This window comes from Xanthomonas arboricola (assembly GCF_002940665.1).
In the GTDB taxonomy this organism is placed as follows: domain Bacteria; phylum Pseudomonadota; class Gammaproteobacteria; order Xanthomonadales; family Xanthomonadaceae; genus Xanthomonas; species Xanthomonas arboricola_B.
Map to the genome: position 1 here is coordinate 164,435 of NZ_MIGY01000004.1, position 17,497 is coordinate 181,931.

Annotated in this window: 15 protein-coding genes; 2 read left to right on the forward strand and 13 right to left on the reverse strand. The window is 67.7% G+C overall.

Annotation, left to right across the window (positions count from 1 at the left end):
• Nucleotides 1–304: 304 nt before the first annotated feature.
• The 5 genes from ntrC to glnA all read right to left on the reverse strand — a co-directional run bounded on the left by ntrC (nucleotide 305) and on the right by glnA (nucleotide 6,537).
• A complete protein-coding gene (ntrC, locus tag XarjCFBP7645_RS20590) occupies nucleotides 305–1,735 on the reverse strand; it encodes a nitrogen regulation protein NR(I) (RefSeq protein ID WP_104538943.1) in 1,431 nt (476 codons plus the stop codon).
• Nucleotides 1,728–2,783, reverse strand: coding sequence for a two-component system sensor histidine kinase NtrB (locus XarjCFBP7645_RS20595; RefSeq protein ID WP_166775272.1), 1,056 nt, complete (start codon nucleotides 2,781–2,783; stop codon nucleotides 1,728–1,730). The genes ntrC and XarjCFBP7645_RS20595 overlap by 8 nt, the downstream gene beginning before the upstream one ends.
• 264 nt (nucleotides 2,784–3,047) lie before the next feature.
• Complete coding sequence (locus XarjCFBP7645_RS20600) at nucleotides 3,048–4,490, reverse strand: ammonium transporter (protein WP_181126433.1); 1,443 nt, start codon at nucleotides 4,488–4,490, stop codon at nucleotides 3,048–3,050.
• A gap of 22 nt (nucleotides 4,491–4,512) precedes the next feature.
• Nucleotides 4,513–4,851, reverse strand: coding sequence for a P-II family nitrogen regulator (locus XarjCFBP7645_RS20605; protein WP_002808480.1), 339 nt, complete (start codon nucleotides 4,849–4,851; stop codon nucleotides 4,513–4,515).
• Nucleotides 4,852–5,127: 276 nt separating this feature from the next.
• On the reverse strand, nucleotides 5,128–6,537 hold the full coding sequence (gene glnA, locus XarjCFBP7645_RS20610; RefSeq protein WP_016903411.1) for a type I glutamate--ammonia ligase: 1,410 nt from the start codon (nucleotides 6,535–6,537) through the stop codon (nucleotides 5,128–5,130).
• A 222-nt stretch (nucleotides 6,538–6,759) separates the two neighbouring features.
• Between glnA and XarjCFBP7645_RS20615 the strand changes: the two genes are divergently transcribed.
• Nucleotides 6,760–7,554: an undecaprenyl-diphosphate phosphatase gene (locus XarjCFBP7645_RS20615; RefSeq protein ID WP_104538945.1), complete on the forward strand. Its 795-nt coding sequence runs from the start codon at nucleotides 6,760–6,762 to the stop codon at nucleotides 7,552–7,554.
• 136 nt (nucleotides 7,555–7,690) lie between these two features.
• Nucleotides 7,691–8,503: an META and DUF4377 domain-containing protein gene (locus XarjCFBP7645_RS20620; RefSeq protein WP_104538946.1), complete on the forward strand. Its 813-nt coding sequence runs from the start codon at nucleotides 7,691–7,693 to the stop codon at nucleotides 8,501–8,503.
• 83 nt (nucleotides 8,504–8,586) lie between these two features.
• On the opposite strand, the gene XarjCFBP7645_RS20625 is transcribed toward XarjCFBP7645_RS20620, so the two are convergent.
• The 8 genes from XarjCFBP7645_RS20625 to XarjCFBP7645_RS20665 all read right to left on the reverse strand — a co-directional run bounded on the left by XarjCFBP7645_RS20625 (nucleotide 8,587) and on the right by XarjCFBP7645_RS20665 (nucleotide 17,494).
• Nucleotides 8,587–9,198, reverse strand: coding sequence for a YbhB/YbcL family Raf kinase inhibitor-like protein (locus tag XarjCFBP7645_RS20625; RefSeq protein WP_104538947.1), 612 nt, complete (start codon nucleotides 9,196–9,198; stop codon nucleotides 8,587–8,589).
• 427 nt (nucleotides 9,199–9,625) lie between these two features.
• A complete protein-coding gene (locus XarjCFBP7645_RS20630) occupies nucleotides 9,626–11,698 on the reverse strand; it encodes a tetratricopeptide repeat protein (protein WP_104538948.1) in 2,073 nt (690 codons plus the stop codon).
• A gap of 58 nt (nucleotides 11,699–11,756) precedes the next feature.
• Nucleotides 11,757–12,743 (reverse strand): YheT family hydrolase, encoded by a 987-nt coding sequence (locus XarjCFBP7645_RS20635; protein ID WP_104538949.1) that lies wholly within the window; start codon nucleotides 12,741–12,743, stop codon nucleotides 11,757–11,759.
• 63 nt (nucleotides 12,744–12,806) lie between these two features.
• On the reverse strand, nucleotides 12,807–13,706 hold the full coding sequence (locus tag XarjCFBP7645_RS20640; protein WP_181126434.1) for a lysophospholipid acyltransferase family protein: 900 nt from the start codon (nucleotides 13,704–13,706) through the stop codon (nucleotides 12,807–12,809).
• 21 nt (nucleotides 13,707–13,727) lie between these two features.
• Nucleotides 13,728–14,156: a hotdog fold thioesterase gene (locus XarjCFBP7645_RS20645; RefSeq protein WP_104538950.1), complete on the reverse strand. Its 429-nt coding sequence runs from the start codon at nucleotides 14,154–14,156 to the stop codon at nucleotides 13,728–13,730.
• A gap of 273 nt (nucleotides 14,157–14,429) precedes the next feature.
• A complete protein-coding gene (locus XarjCFBP7645_RS20655) occupies nucleotides 14,430–16,445 on the reverse strand; it encodes a phospholipase D family protein (protein ID WP_104538952.1) in 2,016 nt (671 codons plus the stop codon).
• Nucleotides 16,442–17,014 carry a YceI family protein gene (locus tag XarjCFBP7645_RS20660; protein ID WP_104538953.1) on the reverse strand — a complete coding sequence of 191 codons (573 nt, stop codon included), beginning with the start codon at nucleotides 17,012–17,014 and terminating at the stop codon, nucleotides 16,442–16,444. Before XarjCFBP7645_RS20660 ends, XarjCFBP7645_RS20655 begins: the two co-directional genes overlap by 4 nt.
• A gap of 3 nt (nucleotides 17,015–17,017) precedes the next feature.
• On the reverse strand, nucleotides 17,018–17,494 hold the full coding sequence (locus tag XarjCFBP7645_RS20665) for a SixA phosphatase family protein (RefSeq protein WP_104538954.1): 477 nt from the start codon (nucleotides 17,492–17,494) through the stop codon (nucleotides 17,018–17,020).
• Between the last annotated feature and the right edge of the window lie 3 nt (nucleotides 17,495–17,497).

A 17,497-nucleotide genomic window follows, 5' to 3' on the forward strand; every position in this document is an offset into this window, starting at 1 on the left:
CAACCGCCGGCAGCACAGGAGTTTACGGGGTTGGTGTGGTGGGTCGGGTTGTTAGATGTTGTGCGAGGTTCCAGCCACGGTGCGCGAGCTGCCTGGACGATGGCGTCGGCATGTCAGGGCTGCGCTGGCGTCATCGACGGCACGGGATGCGGCGGCGTGCCACGCATCAACGCTTGCCGCGGGCAATGTCAGGCAGCCTCGGCGCGATCAAGGCATCGTTGGAATAGCTGCGCGTGCAGTAGCGCTTTCATCGGCACAGGGACCCTCACCCCCCTCTCCCATAGGAGAGGGGCTTGGACCCAGATCAGCGGCGCTTGCGCCCCGGGCCGAGTTTGCGGGTGACGGTGTTGCGGCCCAGCCCCAATCGGGCGGCGGCTTCGGCACGGCGGCCCTGGGTGAGTTGCAGGGCGGCTTCGAGCAGGGTCTTGTCCAGGCGTTCGCGGGCTTCGGCGTGCAGGCCCTGGGCGCCTTCGCTCAGGCGTTGCGCGGCCCAGCTGGAGAGCATCTCGTCCCATTGCCCGTCGCCGCGGCCGGCACGCTGGCGGCGGCCGCCGCGCGCCAGTGCCAATTCGACGTCGACCACGTCGATGATGTCGGCAGTGGCCAGGGCCGCCAGGCGCCAGCAGACGTTTTCCAGTTCGCGCACGTTGCCGGGCCAATCGTATTGGCGGAGTTGTTCCAGTGCGGCCGAGGACAGCCGCTTGGGCAGCATGTCGAGCTTGCGCCCGGCCATGGCCAGGAAATTCTCGGCCAGTTGCGCGATATCGCCACGGCGTTCGCGCAGCGGCGGCAATTGCAGGCGCACCACGTCCAGGCGATGCAACAGGTCGGCACGGAAGCGGCCTTGCTCGACCAGCGCCTCCAGGTCCTGGTGGGTGGCGGCGATCACGCGTACATCGACGCGGATCAGCTCGCGCCCGCCGACCCGGAAGAATTCGTTCTCGGCCAGCACGCGCAGCAGGCGGGTCTGCAGCGGCAGCGGCATGTCGCCGATTTCGTCCAGAAACAGCGTGCCGCCGTCGGCCTGTTCGAAGCGGCCGATATGGCGTTTGGTGGCGCCGGTGAAGGCGCCGGTTTCGTGGCCGAACAATTCGCTTTCCAGCAGTTCCGCCGGAATGGCGGCGGTGTTGAGCGCGACGAAGGGTTTGCGCGCGCGCGGCGATTCGTTATGCAGCGCGCGCGCGACCAGTTCCTTGCCGGTGCCGGTCTCGCCGTTGATCAGCACCGACAGCGGTGCCTGGGCCAGCCGGCCGATCGCGCGGAACAGCGCCTGCATCGCTGGGGTGTCGCCGATCAGCGCCGCCGAGCCTTCTGCCAACGGTGTCCCGACGATCTCCTCGACACCGGCATCGGCATCCGGCAGCGCCCGTGCGGCCAAGGCCACCGCATCGTCCAGATCGAAGGGCTTGGACAGGAACTCGTGCGCGCCGCCACGGAAGGCGCCGGCGGTACTGGCGACATCGGTATAGGCCGACATCACGATCACCGGCAATTGCGGGTGCCTGGACTTGAGCTTGTCGAGCAGGCTCAGGCCGTCTTCGCCGGGCATGCGCACGTCGGTGAACAACAGATCCGGCGTAGGCCGCATGGCCAGTGCCTGCAATGCGGCAGCGGCACTCTCGAAGCCATCCACGGCATAGCCGGCATCGCGCAAGGCGGTGGACAGCACGAAACGGACCGAACGGTCGTCGTCGACCACCCAGATGTGGTGGGATGCGGCGGCGGCCTCAGCCATGCGGATGGTCCTTGTCGTGATTGCCGGCCAGCTCGGGCAACAGCAGGGTGAAAACGGTATGCCCCGGCCGCGAGCGGTAGGTCAGCGTGCCGTGGTGTTCGCGCGAGACCTGCTGGGCCAGCGCCAGACCCAGCCCGCTGCCTTCGGCACGTCCGCTGACCAGCGGCAGGAACAGGTGCTCGGCCAGTTCCTCCGGCACGCCGCCGCCGTCGTCGATGATCTCCAGCCGCAGCGACATCGCATGCACGCGGTCGCGGATGCGCTGGCCGTGCTCGACGCGGGTGCGCAGGGTCACCCGCGTGGCGCCGGCCTGGAACGCATTGCGCACCAGATTCCACACCGCCTGGGTCAGGCGGTCGCCATCGCCGAGGATCTCGGGAATGCTGGGGTCGTAATCGCGCTGCACCTGCACCGACCAGCCGCCCTCGGCTTCGGCCAGGCGCAGCACGCGTTCGAGCACGACGTGGATGTTGAGATGGTCGTGCGGGCGCGCCGGCGTGGGCGAGAGCAGGCGTTCGAGCAAGGTGTTGAGGCGTTCGATCTCGGTGCCGATCAACTCGATCAGCTCGCGCTCGTCTTCGTCGCGCCCGGCCGAGCGCCGCGCCAGCAGCTGCGCCGCGCCCTTGAGCCCGGCCAACGGATTGCGCAGTTCGTGCGCCAGGCCCTTGAGCGCGGCGCTCAAGGCGTTGGGCAGCGCATGGGTGGGATCCAGCGCGGGGAATTCGTCGACCGGATGGGTTTCCAGCAGCCAGCCGCCGTCGTCCAGCCGCGACAGCCAGCCTTCGGCAAAGCGCGGTGCGTCATTGGGCAGGCCCAGTGCCAGCCGATGCAGGCGCAGCACGTCCCGCTCGTCGTTGAGCAGGAAACGGGCGAGCGCATCGCCCTGTACTTCCAGCGCGGCCAGCGGTTGATCGACCAGGCGCCGCGCACTGACCCCAAGCCAGCGCGCGAAGGCGGGATTGACGCCCAGCACGCGACCTTCGCGGTCGGTCCAGGCCACCGGCGTGCCCAGGCTGTCCAGCGACGGGAGTAGGGACGACATCAGCATTGCACCAATTTAGTGCAAACACGATCGGCCTGCGCATGTGGCGCGCAGAATCGAGCATGCAGGAAAGAATTCGGGGCCGGACGGCGGCAGGTCGCACCGATCCAGCGGGCATCCGCGCCGACAGTCACGGGCGTGGGGCTGGTCATGCAGACACCTCGGCAGTTGGTCCGCGGCCGGCGGGGCAGCGGGGAAAACGGACCCGGCAAGGCGCTCCCGGCCGGGTCGTTGCGCCACCCGCGGCAGCGTGGCCGCGGGTGTGCATGCTCAGGACTCGTATGCCGCTTCGCCGTGCGAGGTGATATCCAGGCCCTCGCGTTCGGCTTCTTCGGTGACGCGCAGGCCGAACACCAGCTTGGCCGCCAGGAAGCCCACCACCGACACCACGCCGATCCACACCAGGGTGATACCCACGCCCAACGCCTGGATGCCGACCTGATGCACGATGTCGTAATCGCCGCCCTTCTGGCCACCCAGCGACGCCGCCGAGAACACGCCGGTCAGGATCGCGCCGATGATGCCGCCCAGGCCATGCACGCCGAACACGTCCAGGCTGTCGTCGGCGCCCAGCAGGCGCTTGAGGCCAGTGACGCCCCACACGCACAGCACGCCGGCGGCCAGGCCGATGACGATCGCGCCGAACGGACCCACCGTGCCGCAGGCCGGGGTGATGCCGACCAGGCCGGCAACCATGCCCGACGCCACGCCCAGCGCGGACGACTTGCCCTTGATGATCTTCTCGGTCAGCGACCAGCCCAGGATGGCGGCGGCGGTGGCGAGCAAGGTGTTGAGGAAGGCCAGCGCCGCACCGGCATTGGCTTCCAGGTTGGAGCCGGCGTTGAAGCCGAACCAGCCCACCCACAGCAACGAGGCGCCGACGAAGGTCAGGGTCACGTTGTGCGGCTTGATCGCCTCGCGGCCCAGGCCGGCCCGCTTGCCGACGAAGTAGGCGCCGACCAGGCCGGCGATACCGGCGTTGATGTGGACCACCGTGCCGCCGGCAAAATCCAGCGCGCCCAAGCCGAACAGGTAGCCACCGGTGGCCCAGACCATGTGCGCCAGCGGCAGATAGCCGAAGGTGAACCAGATCACCGAGAACAGCAGCACCGCGGCGAACTTGGCGCGTTCGGCGAAGGCGCCGACGATCAGTGCACCGGTGATGCCGGCAAAGGTCGCCTGGAACGCCACGAACACGTATTCCGGCAGGCTGACGCCCTTGGTGAAGGTGGCCGCCAGCGTTTCGATGGTCACGCCCTTGAGCAGCGCCTTGTCCAGGTTGCCGATCCATGGGCCTTCGCCGGAGAACGCCAGGCTGTAGCCATACACCACCCACAGGATGGTGAGCAGCGAGAACACCACGGCGACCTGGATCAGCACCGACAACACGTTCTTGGCGCGCACCATGCCGCCGTAGAACAACGCCAGGCCCGGTACCACCATCAGCAGCACCAGCAGCGTGGAGGTCAGCATCCAGGCGACATCGCCCTTCTCCACCACCGGGGCGGACTCGGCCGCGGCCACCGGTGCGGCGGGCGGCTGCGCCGACGGCAGCGGTTCGGTGGTGACCGGCTCGGTCGGTAGCGGGGTGACCTGCGGGGTCGACTGCGCGTGCGCGCTGCCCATGCCGCCCGCCACCAGCGCGCTGAACAGCATCAACATGCAGACACTGTAGAACCGGGCTTTCCACCCGGCAAAAAGGGCTGTCTTCATAAGAACTCCGGGGATGGGGAACTCAGAGCGCATCGGCGCCGATCTCGCCGGTGCGGATGCGCACGACTTGCTCGATCGCGGTCACGAAGATCTTGCCGTCGCCGATCTTGCCGGTGCCGGCGGCGTTCTGGATCGCCTCGACTACTGCGTCCAGCCGGTCGTCGGTCACCACCGTCTCGATCTTGATCTTGGGCAGGAAATCGACGACGTACTCGGCGCCGCGATACAGCTCGGTGTGGCCCTTCTGGCGCCCGAAACCCTTGACCTCGGTCACGGTGATGCCCGACACGCCTGCTGCGGACAAGGCCTCGCGGACCTCGTCGAGCTTGAACGGCCGGATGATGGCGGTGATCAATTTCATGCGCATACCCCGAATGGTGGAAAAGACCGGCCGGCATTGCGCCGCCCGGCGGTGTCATTCACCTGGATGCCAACCCCGGCATCCGCGCGTTCGCGATGACGCAGACCTCGGCCGATGCCGATGCATCCGCCTCGTGGGAGAGGTCTGGCCCGCGCCCCGCGAACTGTGTGCGCTCTCAATACCCCTTCAATCCACGGCCGATGCCGTGGACCGATCGAACATGTGCGGCGATGGCGGAGGTGGGAGGGGGGGCCTCCGCCATCACCGCGGTGGAACTCAGTTGCCGTAGTACAGCTGGTACTCCAACGGGTGGGTCGCAGCACGGAACTTGGTGACTTCCTGCATCTTCAGCGCGATGTAGCCGTCGATGAAGTCGTCGCTCATCACGCCGCCGGCCTTGAGGAACTCGCGGTCCTTGTCCAGCGCTTCCAGCGCCTGATCCAGGCTGGAGCAGACCTGCGGGATCAGCTTCTCTTCTTCCGGCGGCAGGTCGTACAGGTCCTTGTCGCTCGGCGCGCCCGGGTCGATCTGGTTCTTGATGCCGTCCAGGCCGGCCATCATCAATGCGGTGAAGGTCAGGTAGCCGGACTGCAACGGATCGGGGAAGCGCATTTCGATACGGCGCGCCTTCGGGTTGGTGACCCACGGAATACGGCACGAGGCCGAACGGTTGCGGGCCGAATAGGCCAGCATCACCGGCGCCTCGAAGCCCGGGACCAGACGCTTGTAGCTGTTGGTGCCGGAGTTGGAGAAGGCGTTGATCGCACGCGCGTGTTTGAAGATGCCGCCGATGTACCACAGCGCCATCTGCGACAGGCCGCCGTAACCGTCGCCGGAGAACAGGTTGACGCCGCCCTTGGTCAGCGACTGGTGCACGTGCATGCCCGAGCCGTTGTCGCCCACGATGGGCTTGGGCATGAAGGTCGCGGTCTTGCCGTTGCGGTAGGCGACGTTCTTGATGATGTACTTCATCGTCAGCAGTTCGTCGGCCTTCTGCACCAGCGAGCTGAACTTGGTGCCGATCTCGCACTGGCCGGCGGTGGCCACTTCGTGGTGGTGCACTTCGGTCTCGATGCCGACCTGTTCCAGCGTCTTGATCATCTCCGCGCGCAGGTCGTGCAGCGTGTCGGTCGGCGGAACCGGGAAGTAGCCACCCTTCACGCCAGGACGGTAGCCGCTGTTGCCGCCGTCGTACTTGGCGCCGGTGTTCCAGGCAGCCTCTTCCGAGCCGACCTGGAAGAAGGTGTGGCCCATGTCGTTGGCAAAGCGCACCGAATCGAAGATGAAGAATTCCGGCTCCGGGCCGAAGAACGCCTGGTCGGCGGTGCCGGAGGACTTCAGGTAGGCCTCGGCGCGCTTGGCGATGCCGCGCGGGTCGCGCTCATAGCTCTGCATGGTGGCCGGATCGAGGATGTCGCAGGTCAGCACGATGGTCGGATCGGCGAAGAACGGATCCAGATACGCAGTGCCGGCGTCCGGGAGCAGGACCATGTCCGACTCGTTGATGCCCTTCCAACCCGCGATTGAGCTGCCGTCGAACATCTTGCCTTCTTCGAACAGCGCCGGCTCGATGATGTTGGCCGGAAAGGTGATGTGCTGCTGTACACCACGCATATCGACGAAGCGCAGGTCGACAAACTCGACCTTGTTGTCCTTGATCAGCTTTTCAACATTTTCCACGGACATCGGAAGAAACCTCTGCAGGAGTTAAGTGGCTCGTGGGCGGAACTACAGCAGGGACCATGCCAAGCGCCGCATCTTCACAAGTTGTTGATTTTGCTCGCATCGCTTGAGGCCGCTCACGGCTAATTAGCACCCTTAATGTGCTAACCAATTTCATACTGCACCAATATGGTGCATGCCGCTATGCACTATCCTGACGCCTCCCCCATCCCCCTCTCCAGTCCGATGTCCGATCTGATTTCCGCCCTGCTGTTGGGCATTCTCGAAGGCCTCACCGAATTCCTGCCGATCTCCAGCACCGGCCATCTGCTGATCGCCGAACAATGGCTCGGACGCCGTTCTGACTTCTTCAACATCGTCATCCAGGCCGGCGCGATCCTGGCGATCTGCCTGGCGCTGCGGCAGAAGCTGTGGACCCTGGCCACCGGCCTGGGCCAACGCGACAACCGCGACTACGTGCTCAAGATCGGCGTGGCCTTCCTGGTTACCGCAGTGGTCGGGCTGATCGTGCGCAAGGCCGGCTGGCAGCTGCCGGAAACCGTGCAGCCGGTGGCCTGGGCGTTGCTGATCGGCGGGCTGTGGATGCTGGTGGCCGAGCACTTTGCCGGCAAATTGCCCGAGCGCGATGTGGTGACCTGGAAGGTCGCCATCGCGGTAGGCCTGGCGCAGGTGGTGGCCGGTGTGTTCCCCGGCACCTCGCGCTCGGCCTCGGCGATCTTCCTGGCCATGCTGCTGGGCCTGAGCAAGCGCTCGGCGGCGGCGGATTTCGTGTTCATGGTGGGCATCCCGACCATGTTCGCGGCCAGCGCCTATGCCCTGCTGGAAATGTACAAGGAAGGCGGCGTCGGCAGCGAGAACTGGGCCGATGTGGCGGTGGCCTTCGTGGCGGCGACCATCACCGGCTTTGTGGTGGTGAAGTGGCTGCTGGGCTACATCAAGAAGCACCGCTTCACGGTGTTTGCGGTCTACCGCATCGTGCTGGGCGCTGCCCTGCTGTTGTGGCTGCCGGCGCTGGCCTGAGACCGCCATGCGGTCGCGTGCCTTGCAGGTTGAGCCGGCGCGACATGCAGGGCACGTGGCCGGGCAGTGACGTGCGTCATTGCCCTGGCCGCGCGGTGGCGGTATCACTGACATATCGATCACCGGGAGCCGCCGCATGCGTGCCGTGTTGTTTGCCCCTGCACTGCTGGCAGCGGGCGTGACGGCCTGCGGGTCGAACACGCCGCCGCAGGCGCCCGGATCCAGCGCCGACCCCGCTGCCGCCGAGCCGGCCGCGAGCACCCCAACCGCCGCCGACAATGCGCCGTTACAGGCCGCCTTGCAGGCGCAACACTGGCAGCTGCAACAGGCCAGCGATGCGCACGGCACCGCCTTGCGCAGTCTGTTCGTCGCCGGCACCCCGCCCTTGCAGCTGGATTTCAGCGATCACCGCATCCAGGTCAGCCAGACCTGCAACGCATTGGGCGCCGACTACAGCGTGGCGCAGGCGCATTTGCAGATCGGCCGGGTGGTGTCGAGCAAACGCCTGTGCGCGCAACCGCGGCGGATGGCCCAGGAACGCGCCGCCAGCGCGTTGCTGTCCGGGCGCTTCGCGGTGGCATTGAACGCCGCACAAAACGGTCGGCAGCTGACCCTGACCCGCAGCGACGGCACCCGGCTGGTGTTCGGCGGTGTCGCCACGGCCGCCACCCGCTATGGCGGCCCCGGTCAGACGCTGCTGATCGAAGTGGCGGCCGACACCGTGCCATGCGGGTCCGACCCGGCACGCCAATGCCTGCAACTGCGCGAACACACCGCCGATGGACAGCCTGCGAGCCGCAACTGGCAGCCCTTCGATGGCAGGATCGAAGGCTTCGAACACGAAGCAGGCATCCGCACCCTGCTGCGCGTCACCCGCTACCCGGCTGCCGCAGGCACGGACGGTGCGCCGGTGTACGTGCTCGAGCAGATGATCGAAGCCAACGGTTAGCGGGTGTGGCGGCACCAGGGGCACCGTTGGCCGCACCGGCCCCGGGCACCCTATCCGGTGTGGCGCAGGACCGTTCGTTGCCGTCAGCGCAGCGCCGGATTCAGCGTGTAGGTGCCGTGCAACGCCGCCTCGGCCAGCACATGGCCCTGGATCGCCGCCAGCACATCGGCCGCGGTGAAGGTCTCGGGCAGGCCGAGTTGCGCCACGTCCAGCGCAAACACGCGGAAGAAGTAGCGGTGCACACGCAGGTCGTTGAACGGCGGGTACGGGCCGTCGTAGCCCAGATAGTTGCCGGCCATGTCGGCATTGCCGGCGAACCATTCGGTATACGAATTCAGGCCCTGGCGCGCACCGGCCGGGCCGGCCGGCTGCTGCTTGCCCTTGGGCACGAAGCCGTCGCTGCAGCTGCCTGCGGCGATCGCATGCACGTCCGCAGGGATATCGGCCATCGCCCAATGCACAAAGTCGGTGCGTGGCTGATCGACCGGAATCTGCACGTCGTCGCGGCCCACGGTCTCCGGCACGGTCGGTACATCCGGGTCCAGGCACAGCAGCGCGAACGAGCGCGTGCCGGCCGGTACCTCGCTCCAGGCCAGATGCGGGTTGCGGTTGGGCGCAAAGCCCTCGGGCGTTCCGGCGGCAAATTCCGCCGCGATGGGCTTGCCGTTTTCGATGCTGTTGCTGGTCAGGCGCATGCGGGGGTCTCCGAGGGAATGAGGCCGACCAGGGTGCCTGGGCCCGCGCCGCAGAGGAAGCCATCGCCATGGAACCCTCTGGTGCGCCCGGCCGGGTTTATCGCTGCCGTTCATCACGCCAGCGGACACCGTGGCCGCGTGATCGTGCATCGGTAACGTGGACGCTGCAGCGCCCGCGTGCCGCATCGCGCGCCGTCCGCGTGCGCTCGGCAGGCAGCACCATAGTCAGTCAGTGCTGGCGCCGACCAATCTGCCCCGATCCGTAGGAGCGGCCCTGGCCGCGACGGGGCGTTCTCGGTAACGCCACATCATTCGGTGGCGACGCATCGTCAGCAACGCCTCGTCGCGGCCGGGGCCGCTCCTATGAGGCGGTGCGAGCTGCGCCGCCGATGGCATGCCGCACCCGCGCAGCCGTGCTGGGCGGCGCTCAGTCCTGCGGGTAGCCAAAGCGCACAGCAATCAACGTGAGCAGATCGAATTGCGCGCCCAGTACGTTGCGGTAGTTGCGCCAGCGACCCGCGGCCAGGCGGGCCGGGCCGCGCGGTTCGACCAGCGGAAAGCGCAGGCCGAACGCCTGTTCCAGCGCGGTGGAGATGCCTTGCGGGTCGCTCTCGATGCCGTCCAGGCGGATGATCCGGTGCGGATACAGATCGCGCTCATGCAGCACCGCGAGCTGTTCCAGCGCCGTCAGCAGCCAGTCGGCGGCCTGCTGCGGCGATTGCACGGCCAGCGGTGCCGGCGCGCCGGCCGACAGCCAGTCCAGCAGCATGTCGCGCGGGTCGCGTAGCGCAATCGCCAGCCGGCCTTCGGGCAGGTGCGGGCGCAGCGCGGTCAGCAAGGTGTTGTCCCACCACAGCAGCCAGTCGATGACGTTGCCGTCGTCGATGCCGCGCCGCGGCAGCTGCGCCTTCCAGCCTTCCACCAGCGCCATCGGCGCCAGCTCGCCCGACGCCAGCTGCTCGACGGTGCGGTAGCTCTGCAGCGCATCGGACGGCGGCGTGCTGCCATAGCGGTCGTCGCGCACCAGCGGGGTGGCCGCGCCCATCACCGCGACCAGGCGTTCGACATGCGAGCCGGGCGTGCCCCATACGAACAGCGGCCGTGCCGTCACCGTTTCAGGAATGGTCCCCAGCTCCGGCCACTGCATCGGCTGCTTGGCGGCCTGCGGCGGCAACGGCAGGCGGTGCTGGGCCTGTTCGCGCTGGAACTGCATCCAGGTCGCCACGGCGGCGTCGGGCTGGCCGGCGCGGTCCTGCACATTGCCCAGCCACGGCCGCAGCACGGTCTGCTGGGGCTCGGGCAACGAATCGATCAGCGATTGCACGCAGGCGATCGCCGCCGGCGGGTCGCGCTCCAGCAGCGCTTCGACGATGCGCTGCTCGCCGCTGATGCGGCCCGGCTCCACCGCCACGATCTGGCGCGCCACCATTTCCGCCTGTTCGGCATGGCCCTGCATGTCGTGCACGCGCATCAGCGCTTCCAGCGCCGGCAGATGCTCGGGCATGCCCAGCAGCCAGCGCTCGATCACCGCCTGCGCCTGCGGCCCGCCGACCGGCTCCACCGCCAGCCGCGCCAGCCACAGGTCGTGCGCATTGGCCGAGGTGGCCAGCGCCGCGTCCAGGGTGTCGCGCGCATCGTCCACCGCGCCCAGCCGCTCCCAGGCGGTCAGCAAGGCATGCAGGGTGCGGCGGTCGGCCGGCCAGTGGGCCAGCGCCAGGCGCAGGTGCGCGGCGGCCTGGTCGGGGCGGCCGGCCTGCAATTCCATCTCGCCGGCAAGCCGGCGCATGGCCGGGAGATCGCCGCCGGGCTGGGCGAACACGCCCTGCATCGCGGCCAGCGCGTCGTCCAGGCGGCCCTGGCGCTGGGCGAGCTGGGCGATGAAGGCGCGCAGCGCGGTACCCGGCGGATTGAGCTCCACCACGCGCTCGAAGGCGCGCTCGGCAAACGCGAAGTGCTCCTTCTGCAGATACGCAAAGCCCAGCGCGAACATCACCCGCGGGTCGTCGGGCAGTTGCTCGGCGGCACGGGTCAGCAGCGACAGCGCGCGCTCGCCCTGGCCGCGACGCAGCTCCACCACGCCATCGACGGCCAACAGCTGCGGGTGCTCGGGCGCCAGACGTGCGGCGGTGCGGCTCAGCCGCTGCGCCTCGTCCAGATCGCCGCGCGCCACCGCCAGATGCGCCTGCATCACGTAGGCGTTGAACTGGTTGGGGTCGAGCGCGGTGGTGCGCGACAGCGCATCGTCCGCCGCGGACAGCTCGCGCATCGCCAACAGCAAGCCGGCGCGCAGCAGGTGCAGGTCGGCATCTTCCGGCGTCAGCGTCAGCGCGGTTTCGATGCTGGCCAGCGCCAGCGCCGGTTGACCCTGCTGCTGCAGGGCCAAACCCAGCCAACGATGCGTGGCGGCGGTCTCGGGCGCGCTGAGGACCCACTCGCGGGCCAGCGCCACCGCATCGTCGGCCGCATTGCGGCGCAGGGCTTGAAGAATGGCGTCTTGCATGGCGGAGGGCGTGTCCAGGACAAACGCCTATTGTAACGATGCGCGAGGTGGCGCCGACTTACGCCTGCACCGCCAGCCGTTCGGCCACCCAGCGTTCGGCGAATCCATCGCCGCGGGCGTTTTCCAGAAAGCCGCAGTGGCCGCCCCAGCGCGCGATTTCCAGCTGTGCGTGCGCCGGCAGCTGCCAGCCGGCGAAATCCTCGAACGGAATGACCGGATCGTCTTCGGCCATCAGGATGTCGACCGGCACCTGCAGACCGGCCAGGCGCTCGCCGGCGATCGAATAACTCTCGAAATACGCTTCCAGCGTGCCATGCCCGGTGTGCTGCTCGGCCAGCCAGGCCATCAACCCGCGCATGTCCAGCGCCAGGGTGGCGTCGTCGTAGCCGTGCTGATCGGGGAACAGCTTGCGCTTGCGCAGCAGCGAGTCGCGCCACTTGCGGCGGAAATACCAATCGTAGAACTGCGGGCCTTTTTCCAGCTGCAGCATCGTCGCCGCCGGGTCCAGCAGCGGGCACACCGCCGCCACGCGCGCCAGCGGCAGACCGGCCGCCGGTGCACGCAGTGCCAGCCGCAACGCGAAATTGCCACCCAGCGAATAGCCCGCCGCCAGCAGCTGCGGCGCGGGGAACCGTCGCCACAGATCGCCCGCCGCATTGACCACTTCCCCGATCCGATCGGAGTGGAACAGGTCCACGTTGAGGTGGTGCGTGCCGCCGTGGTCGCGGAAGTTCAGCCGGAACACCTGATAGCCCAGGCCGAGCAGGCGCGCGGCGGTCAGCCGCATGTAGTTCGAGTCGGCACTGCCTTCCCAGCCGTGCAGCAGCAGCACCGTGCCGCGTACCGGCGCATCGCCGGGCGGGATGCTCATCCAGCCCTGCAGGCGCACGCCGTCGCCGCCGTCGAGAATGTGTTCGCTGGTCACCGCGCCGCTGGCGGCCAGCACCTGGCGGCTGCGGATCCGGCGCAAGGCACTGCTGCCCAGCACCGATTGCACATGCGGGTTGCGCAGCCAGCGCGGCGGCAGATAGTCGGAGGCGTTCATGCGCTCATCGGGCCAGACAAGATGGTGCTGGCCGCAGGGAGGATGAGCGTTTGCATCGTCGGCTCAGGACTCCATCGCCGCGATGATGCGTTGCCGCGAGGTATCGGCCAGGCGGCGACGGCCTTCGATATCCAGCGCGCGGATCGGCTCGAGAAAATGCACCTCGGCCAGTCGCGACGGCTCGCCGAGCAGACGCACGATATTGGCGAAGAAACTCTCGCGCTCGCCGAACGCCACCACCGCCTGCGCATTGCCGCGCTCGCCGTAACGCAGCGCCACCGGCTGCACCGGCACGCCGGCCTCGACCGCGGCCTGGAAGATGCGCGCATGGAACGGGCCGACTTCGGTACCGCCACGGGTGCGGCCTTCGGGAAACACGCCCACCGGCTTGCCGCTGCGCAGGCGCAACAGCATTTCCTGCAGCACCCCGCCCAGCGATTCGGTATTGCCGCGCTGATGGAAGATGGTCTGGCCCTTGGTCGCCAGCCAGCCGACCAGCGGCCAGCCGGCGATTTCGCGCTTGGCCACAAAACCCATCACGCGCTGGCTGTGCAGCATCGAGATGTCGACCCAGCTGACATGGTTGGCCACGAACAGGGTCGCGCCCGGCAGCGGGGTGCCGAAGCGACGCAGGCGAAACCCGAAGATGCGCATCAGGTTGCCCTGCCACCAACGGATCATCAGCTCGTCCAGGGTGTCGTCGCGCCCGGTACGGATGCGCGCCAGCGGCGGTGCCACCACGCACAGCATGGTGATCGGCAGGCAGATGCTCAGATGCATCAGCAACAACGGCACCCGATACAGGTACCGGAACCAACGCAACACGCTGCCAGCATCGCGCGTGGCGTCCAGGGATGACTCGCTCATTGACGGAACGGGACCGGTACCAGGGGAAGGAAGCGCAACTATTGTGACAGCAGCGTGGCCTGCGCGCAGTGCCCGCCGCGGGTGGCGCTGTTCCACCCATGCACTTGCACGGCGTGCTCAGCCATTGCTGCGCGGGACCACGGCCAGGGTCAGCCGCGAGACGCAGACGCGCTTGCCGGCCGGATTCTCGATGGTGATGTCCCACACCTGGGTGCTGCGTCCCACATGCACCGCACGCGCAGTGCCGGTGACCAGGCCGTCGGTGGCGGCGCGCAGGTGATTGGCATTGATCTCCAGCCCCACGCACATCTGGGCGGTCATATCCACGCACAGGTTGCCGGCGCTGCTGCCCAGGGTTTCAGCCAATACCACCGACGCACCGCCGTGCAGCAGGCCATACGGCTGCTTGGTGCGCGCATCCACCGGCATGGTGGCGCTCAACCAGTCGTCGCCGGCGGCGGTGAACACGATGCCCAGATGGTCGATCAAGGTATCGCGGCTGGAGGCGTTGAGGGCGGCCAGGTCGACGGGTTCGCGGAAGGTCATAGGCTGGGGATTGGGGATTGGGGATTGGGGATTGGGGATTGGGAATCGGGAATCGGGAATCGGGAATCGGGAAGCATCTGCGGCGCTGGGGTTGGATGCAACTGCCTTTGGCTGTCGCTGCAAGCCAAGCCATGGTGGTGACTTCAGCTGGTTGGCGGTGTGCGGCGCGCCGCCCATCTACTGCAGCGCACCGCGCCATTGCAGCGGTACGTCACTCCACGATGCACCAGTTACCACGCGTCGCTCGATGCAGGCCCCGGACCGGCGCGGCGATCAAAGGATCGGCACCAATCCTGCACCGAAGGCGGTCAGCATCCGCACCAGCAGCCACTTCGGGCCGACGTTGACCTCGGGGAAATCGCCTACCGCCACATAGCACTGCCGGAACTGCGGGTCCTGGCGCTTGAGCGGAAACGGGCAACCCGGCCCCGGCTGGAACTCGTAATTGGTGGCGTAGCGCCAGGGCCAGAAATCCAGCACCGGCAAGGCTTCGGACACCTTGCCCACGCTGTAGTTCAATCCGCTCAGCACCGGCGGCTTTTCGCGCGGGGCCACGGTCCAGGCGTTTTCCGGCGCCATGTCGCGTTCGATGCTGGCCGCCAGTGCCTGCGCAAAGCGCGCATCGTCGATCACCACCGCTGCTTCGGTGTTGTAGTTTTCGCTACGCGGATCGAAGTTGTGCGTGCCGATCACGCCGATGCGGCGATCCACCACCAACGACTTGGCATGCAGGCCCATGCGCGCACCGGCACGGGTCACCGGCAGCGGCTTGTTGACCGCCCGCGTGCCCAGGAACGAGGGCCGTGTCTCGGTGCGCAGCACGCGCCGATCGACCTCGCTGCCGCCGGGCGTGCGGCCTGCGCCGCCACCGCTGCCGCGGACCGCATTGCCGGCTGTGCCACCGCCACCACTGCCACGCATGGCGTTGCCGGCCGCACTGCCGCCGATCACGCGGTTGACCCGACCATCGTCTTCGGCCGGCTCGGCCGCTTCGGGGTTGAGCGGATCGGGCACCAGGTTGGCGTACTGCACCGGCGCATCCAACGGGAACGGCTTGAACTCGTACAGATTGAAGCCCAGCTCGCGCATGTTGCGGCGTTTGAACTTGTACGACAGCGCATACACGATCGGGTTGTCGGTGGCGGCCAGGCTATTGGTCGACACCACGATCCGCGGCGGCTGCGGGCGCTGGCGCAATGCGCGGAAGATCGCCTGGGCCTCGTCCGACAGCACCAGATACGGGGTCTGCAGCAGCACTTCCTGCTGCGCGCCGGCAATCAGGCCGTCCAGCTCGGGCGCGGTGGATACCGCCTTGGCAGCGTGCTCCTTGCGATGCTTCTGCGGCAGGTCGGCCACATACAGCACGCGCTGCACCGGCATGGCCGGGGTCACGAACGCATCGCGCACGAACTGCGGATCGCGCGCCTCGTCATCGACCCGCTCCACCCGATCGGGGCGGCGGAACGTGGCCGGCGGCATCTTGGGCGCGCCCTGTTCCAGCAGCAGGCGACCGACATCGTTCAGACGCTCGGCCGGTACGCTGCGGCGCGCGCGCCAGAATGCATCGAAATTGGCCGCCATCGCGCGCACTTCCGGCCCGGCCAGGATCACGTCGCGGTCGCGGAAGTTGTACTCGCTGTCCCAGTCGTAATAGTCGTCCTGGTAATTGCGCCCGCCGACCACGCCGAGCACGTCGTCCACCACCAGCAGCTTGTTGTGCATGCGCTGGTTGAAGCGACGGAAGCAGCACACCACGCTGCCGGCATAGTCGAAGTAATTGAGCTTGACCTTGCCGAAGGTCGGGTTGTAGATGCGTAGCTGCAGGTTTTCGTGGGTGCTGGCCAGCGCACCGAGAATCTGCAGATCGGCAATCGCCGAGAGCTGATCGATCAGGATGCGGACCTTGACCCCACGCTGCGCCGCATCGATCAGCGCATCCAGCACCATGCGCGCGCTGTCGTCCTTGTCGAAGATGTAGGTCTGCAGGTCGATGCTGCGGGTGGCACTACGGATCAGGTTGAGCCGCGCCACCAGCGATTCTTCGCCGTGATCGACGATGGTGGCGTAATGCCGTGGCGCGGCCGGTGTGGAGGCGGTGATCGCCTCGCCCCCCAGCGCGCGCAGCGGCGAGAGCTGGGCGCAGCGATTGGCCTGCGTGCAGCTGACCACGGTGCTGCGCGCCGCCGCCGCCACCCCTGCGGCACGGTTGCGCTCGATTTGCGACAAGCCGGCGCATCCGGTGCCGAGCAACAGCGTTGCCAGCACAAGCACCCTCAACAGGAACCTCACGGGTGCCGCGCCTCCTGCAACCGCCCACGCAGAATGAACGTCACCCTGTCGCCCAGGGCCATCTGCCACGCATTCATTCCGTAACGTCCACGCAGGACCGTACCTCGACTGATCACATCGCAATCATAGCCCGGCCGCGCACAGTCAGCCGGCACCACATGCAGGGTCTCGACATGGGTGATTCCGCGAATGGTCAGGTTGCCGGTGATGTCGCCGCCCTTTCTCACCACCTCTGCAGGGTAGGGAAACGACTCGAATTCCACTACCGGATACCGCGCGACGTCGAAAAAATCCTCGCCGCGCATCCATGACGTGTAGCGATCCTTGGCGGGAATTTCCACCTGGGTGGCATCCAGGCGGAACCGCACCTGCTGGCGCCCGTTGGGCAATTCCGCCAGTTCACCCCGAAATCGCGGAAAAAACCCCTCGATCTTCATGCCAAAGCGCGTCCTGATCTCGAACCCGAAGCGCGATTGCACCGGATCGATGGAATGCAGCGTCTGCTGCGCCAGGCAGGGAAACGCGACCCAGAGCGCGAGCCAGGTGAACCAGCGCAGCGACAATGGCACGGATCAAGGCCACCAGAAGGCGGTCAGGCGGGCGATGCCCGGTTCGATGGCTGCGTCCAGCGGCAGTGCCAGCAAGGCGATCGCGGCGGTCGGCATGCCGCGGTAGTCGCCGGTCTGGCCGCTGTGCATCAGGGCGGCCAGCCGTTCCAGGCCCGGATTGTGGCCGACCAGCAGCAGGCGCTCGGCATCGCGGTGTTCGTCCACCAGGCTGGCCAGTGTGCCGGGCGTCGCGTCGTAGATTCGCTCATCCAGGCGTTGTTCGACATAGCCGGTGAGTTCCAGCACCGCTTCCAGCGTCTCACGGGCACGCCGCGCCGGCGAGCACAGCACGCGGTCGGGCACCAGGCGCTGCTCGCGCAGCCAGCGGCCGGCCGATTCGGCCTCGGCGATGCCGTGCGGGGACAGCGGGCGATCCAGATCGGCCTGGCCGGTATCGGCCGGCTCGGCGTGGGCATGTCGCAGCAGTATCAGTTCGCGCATGAA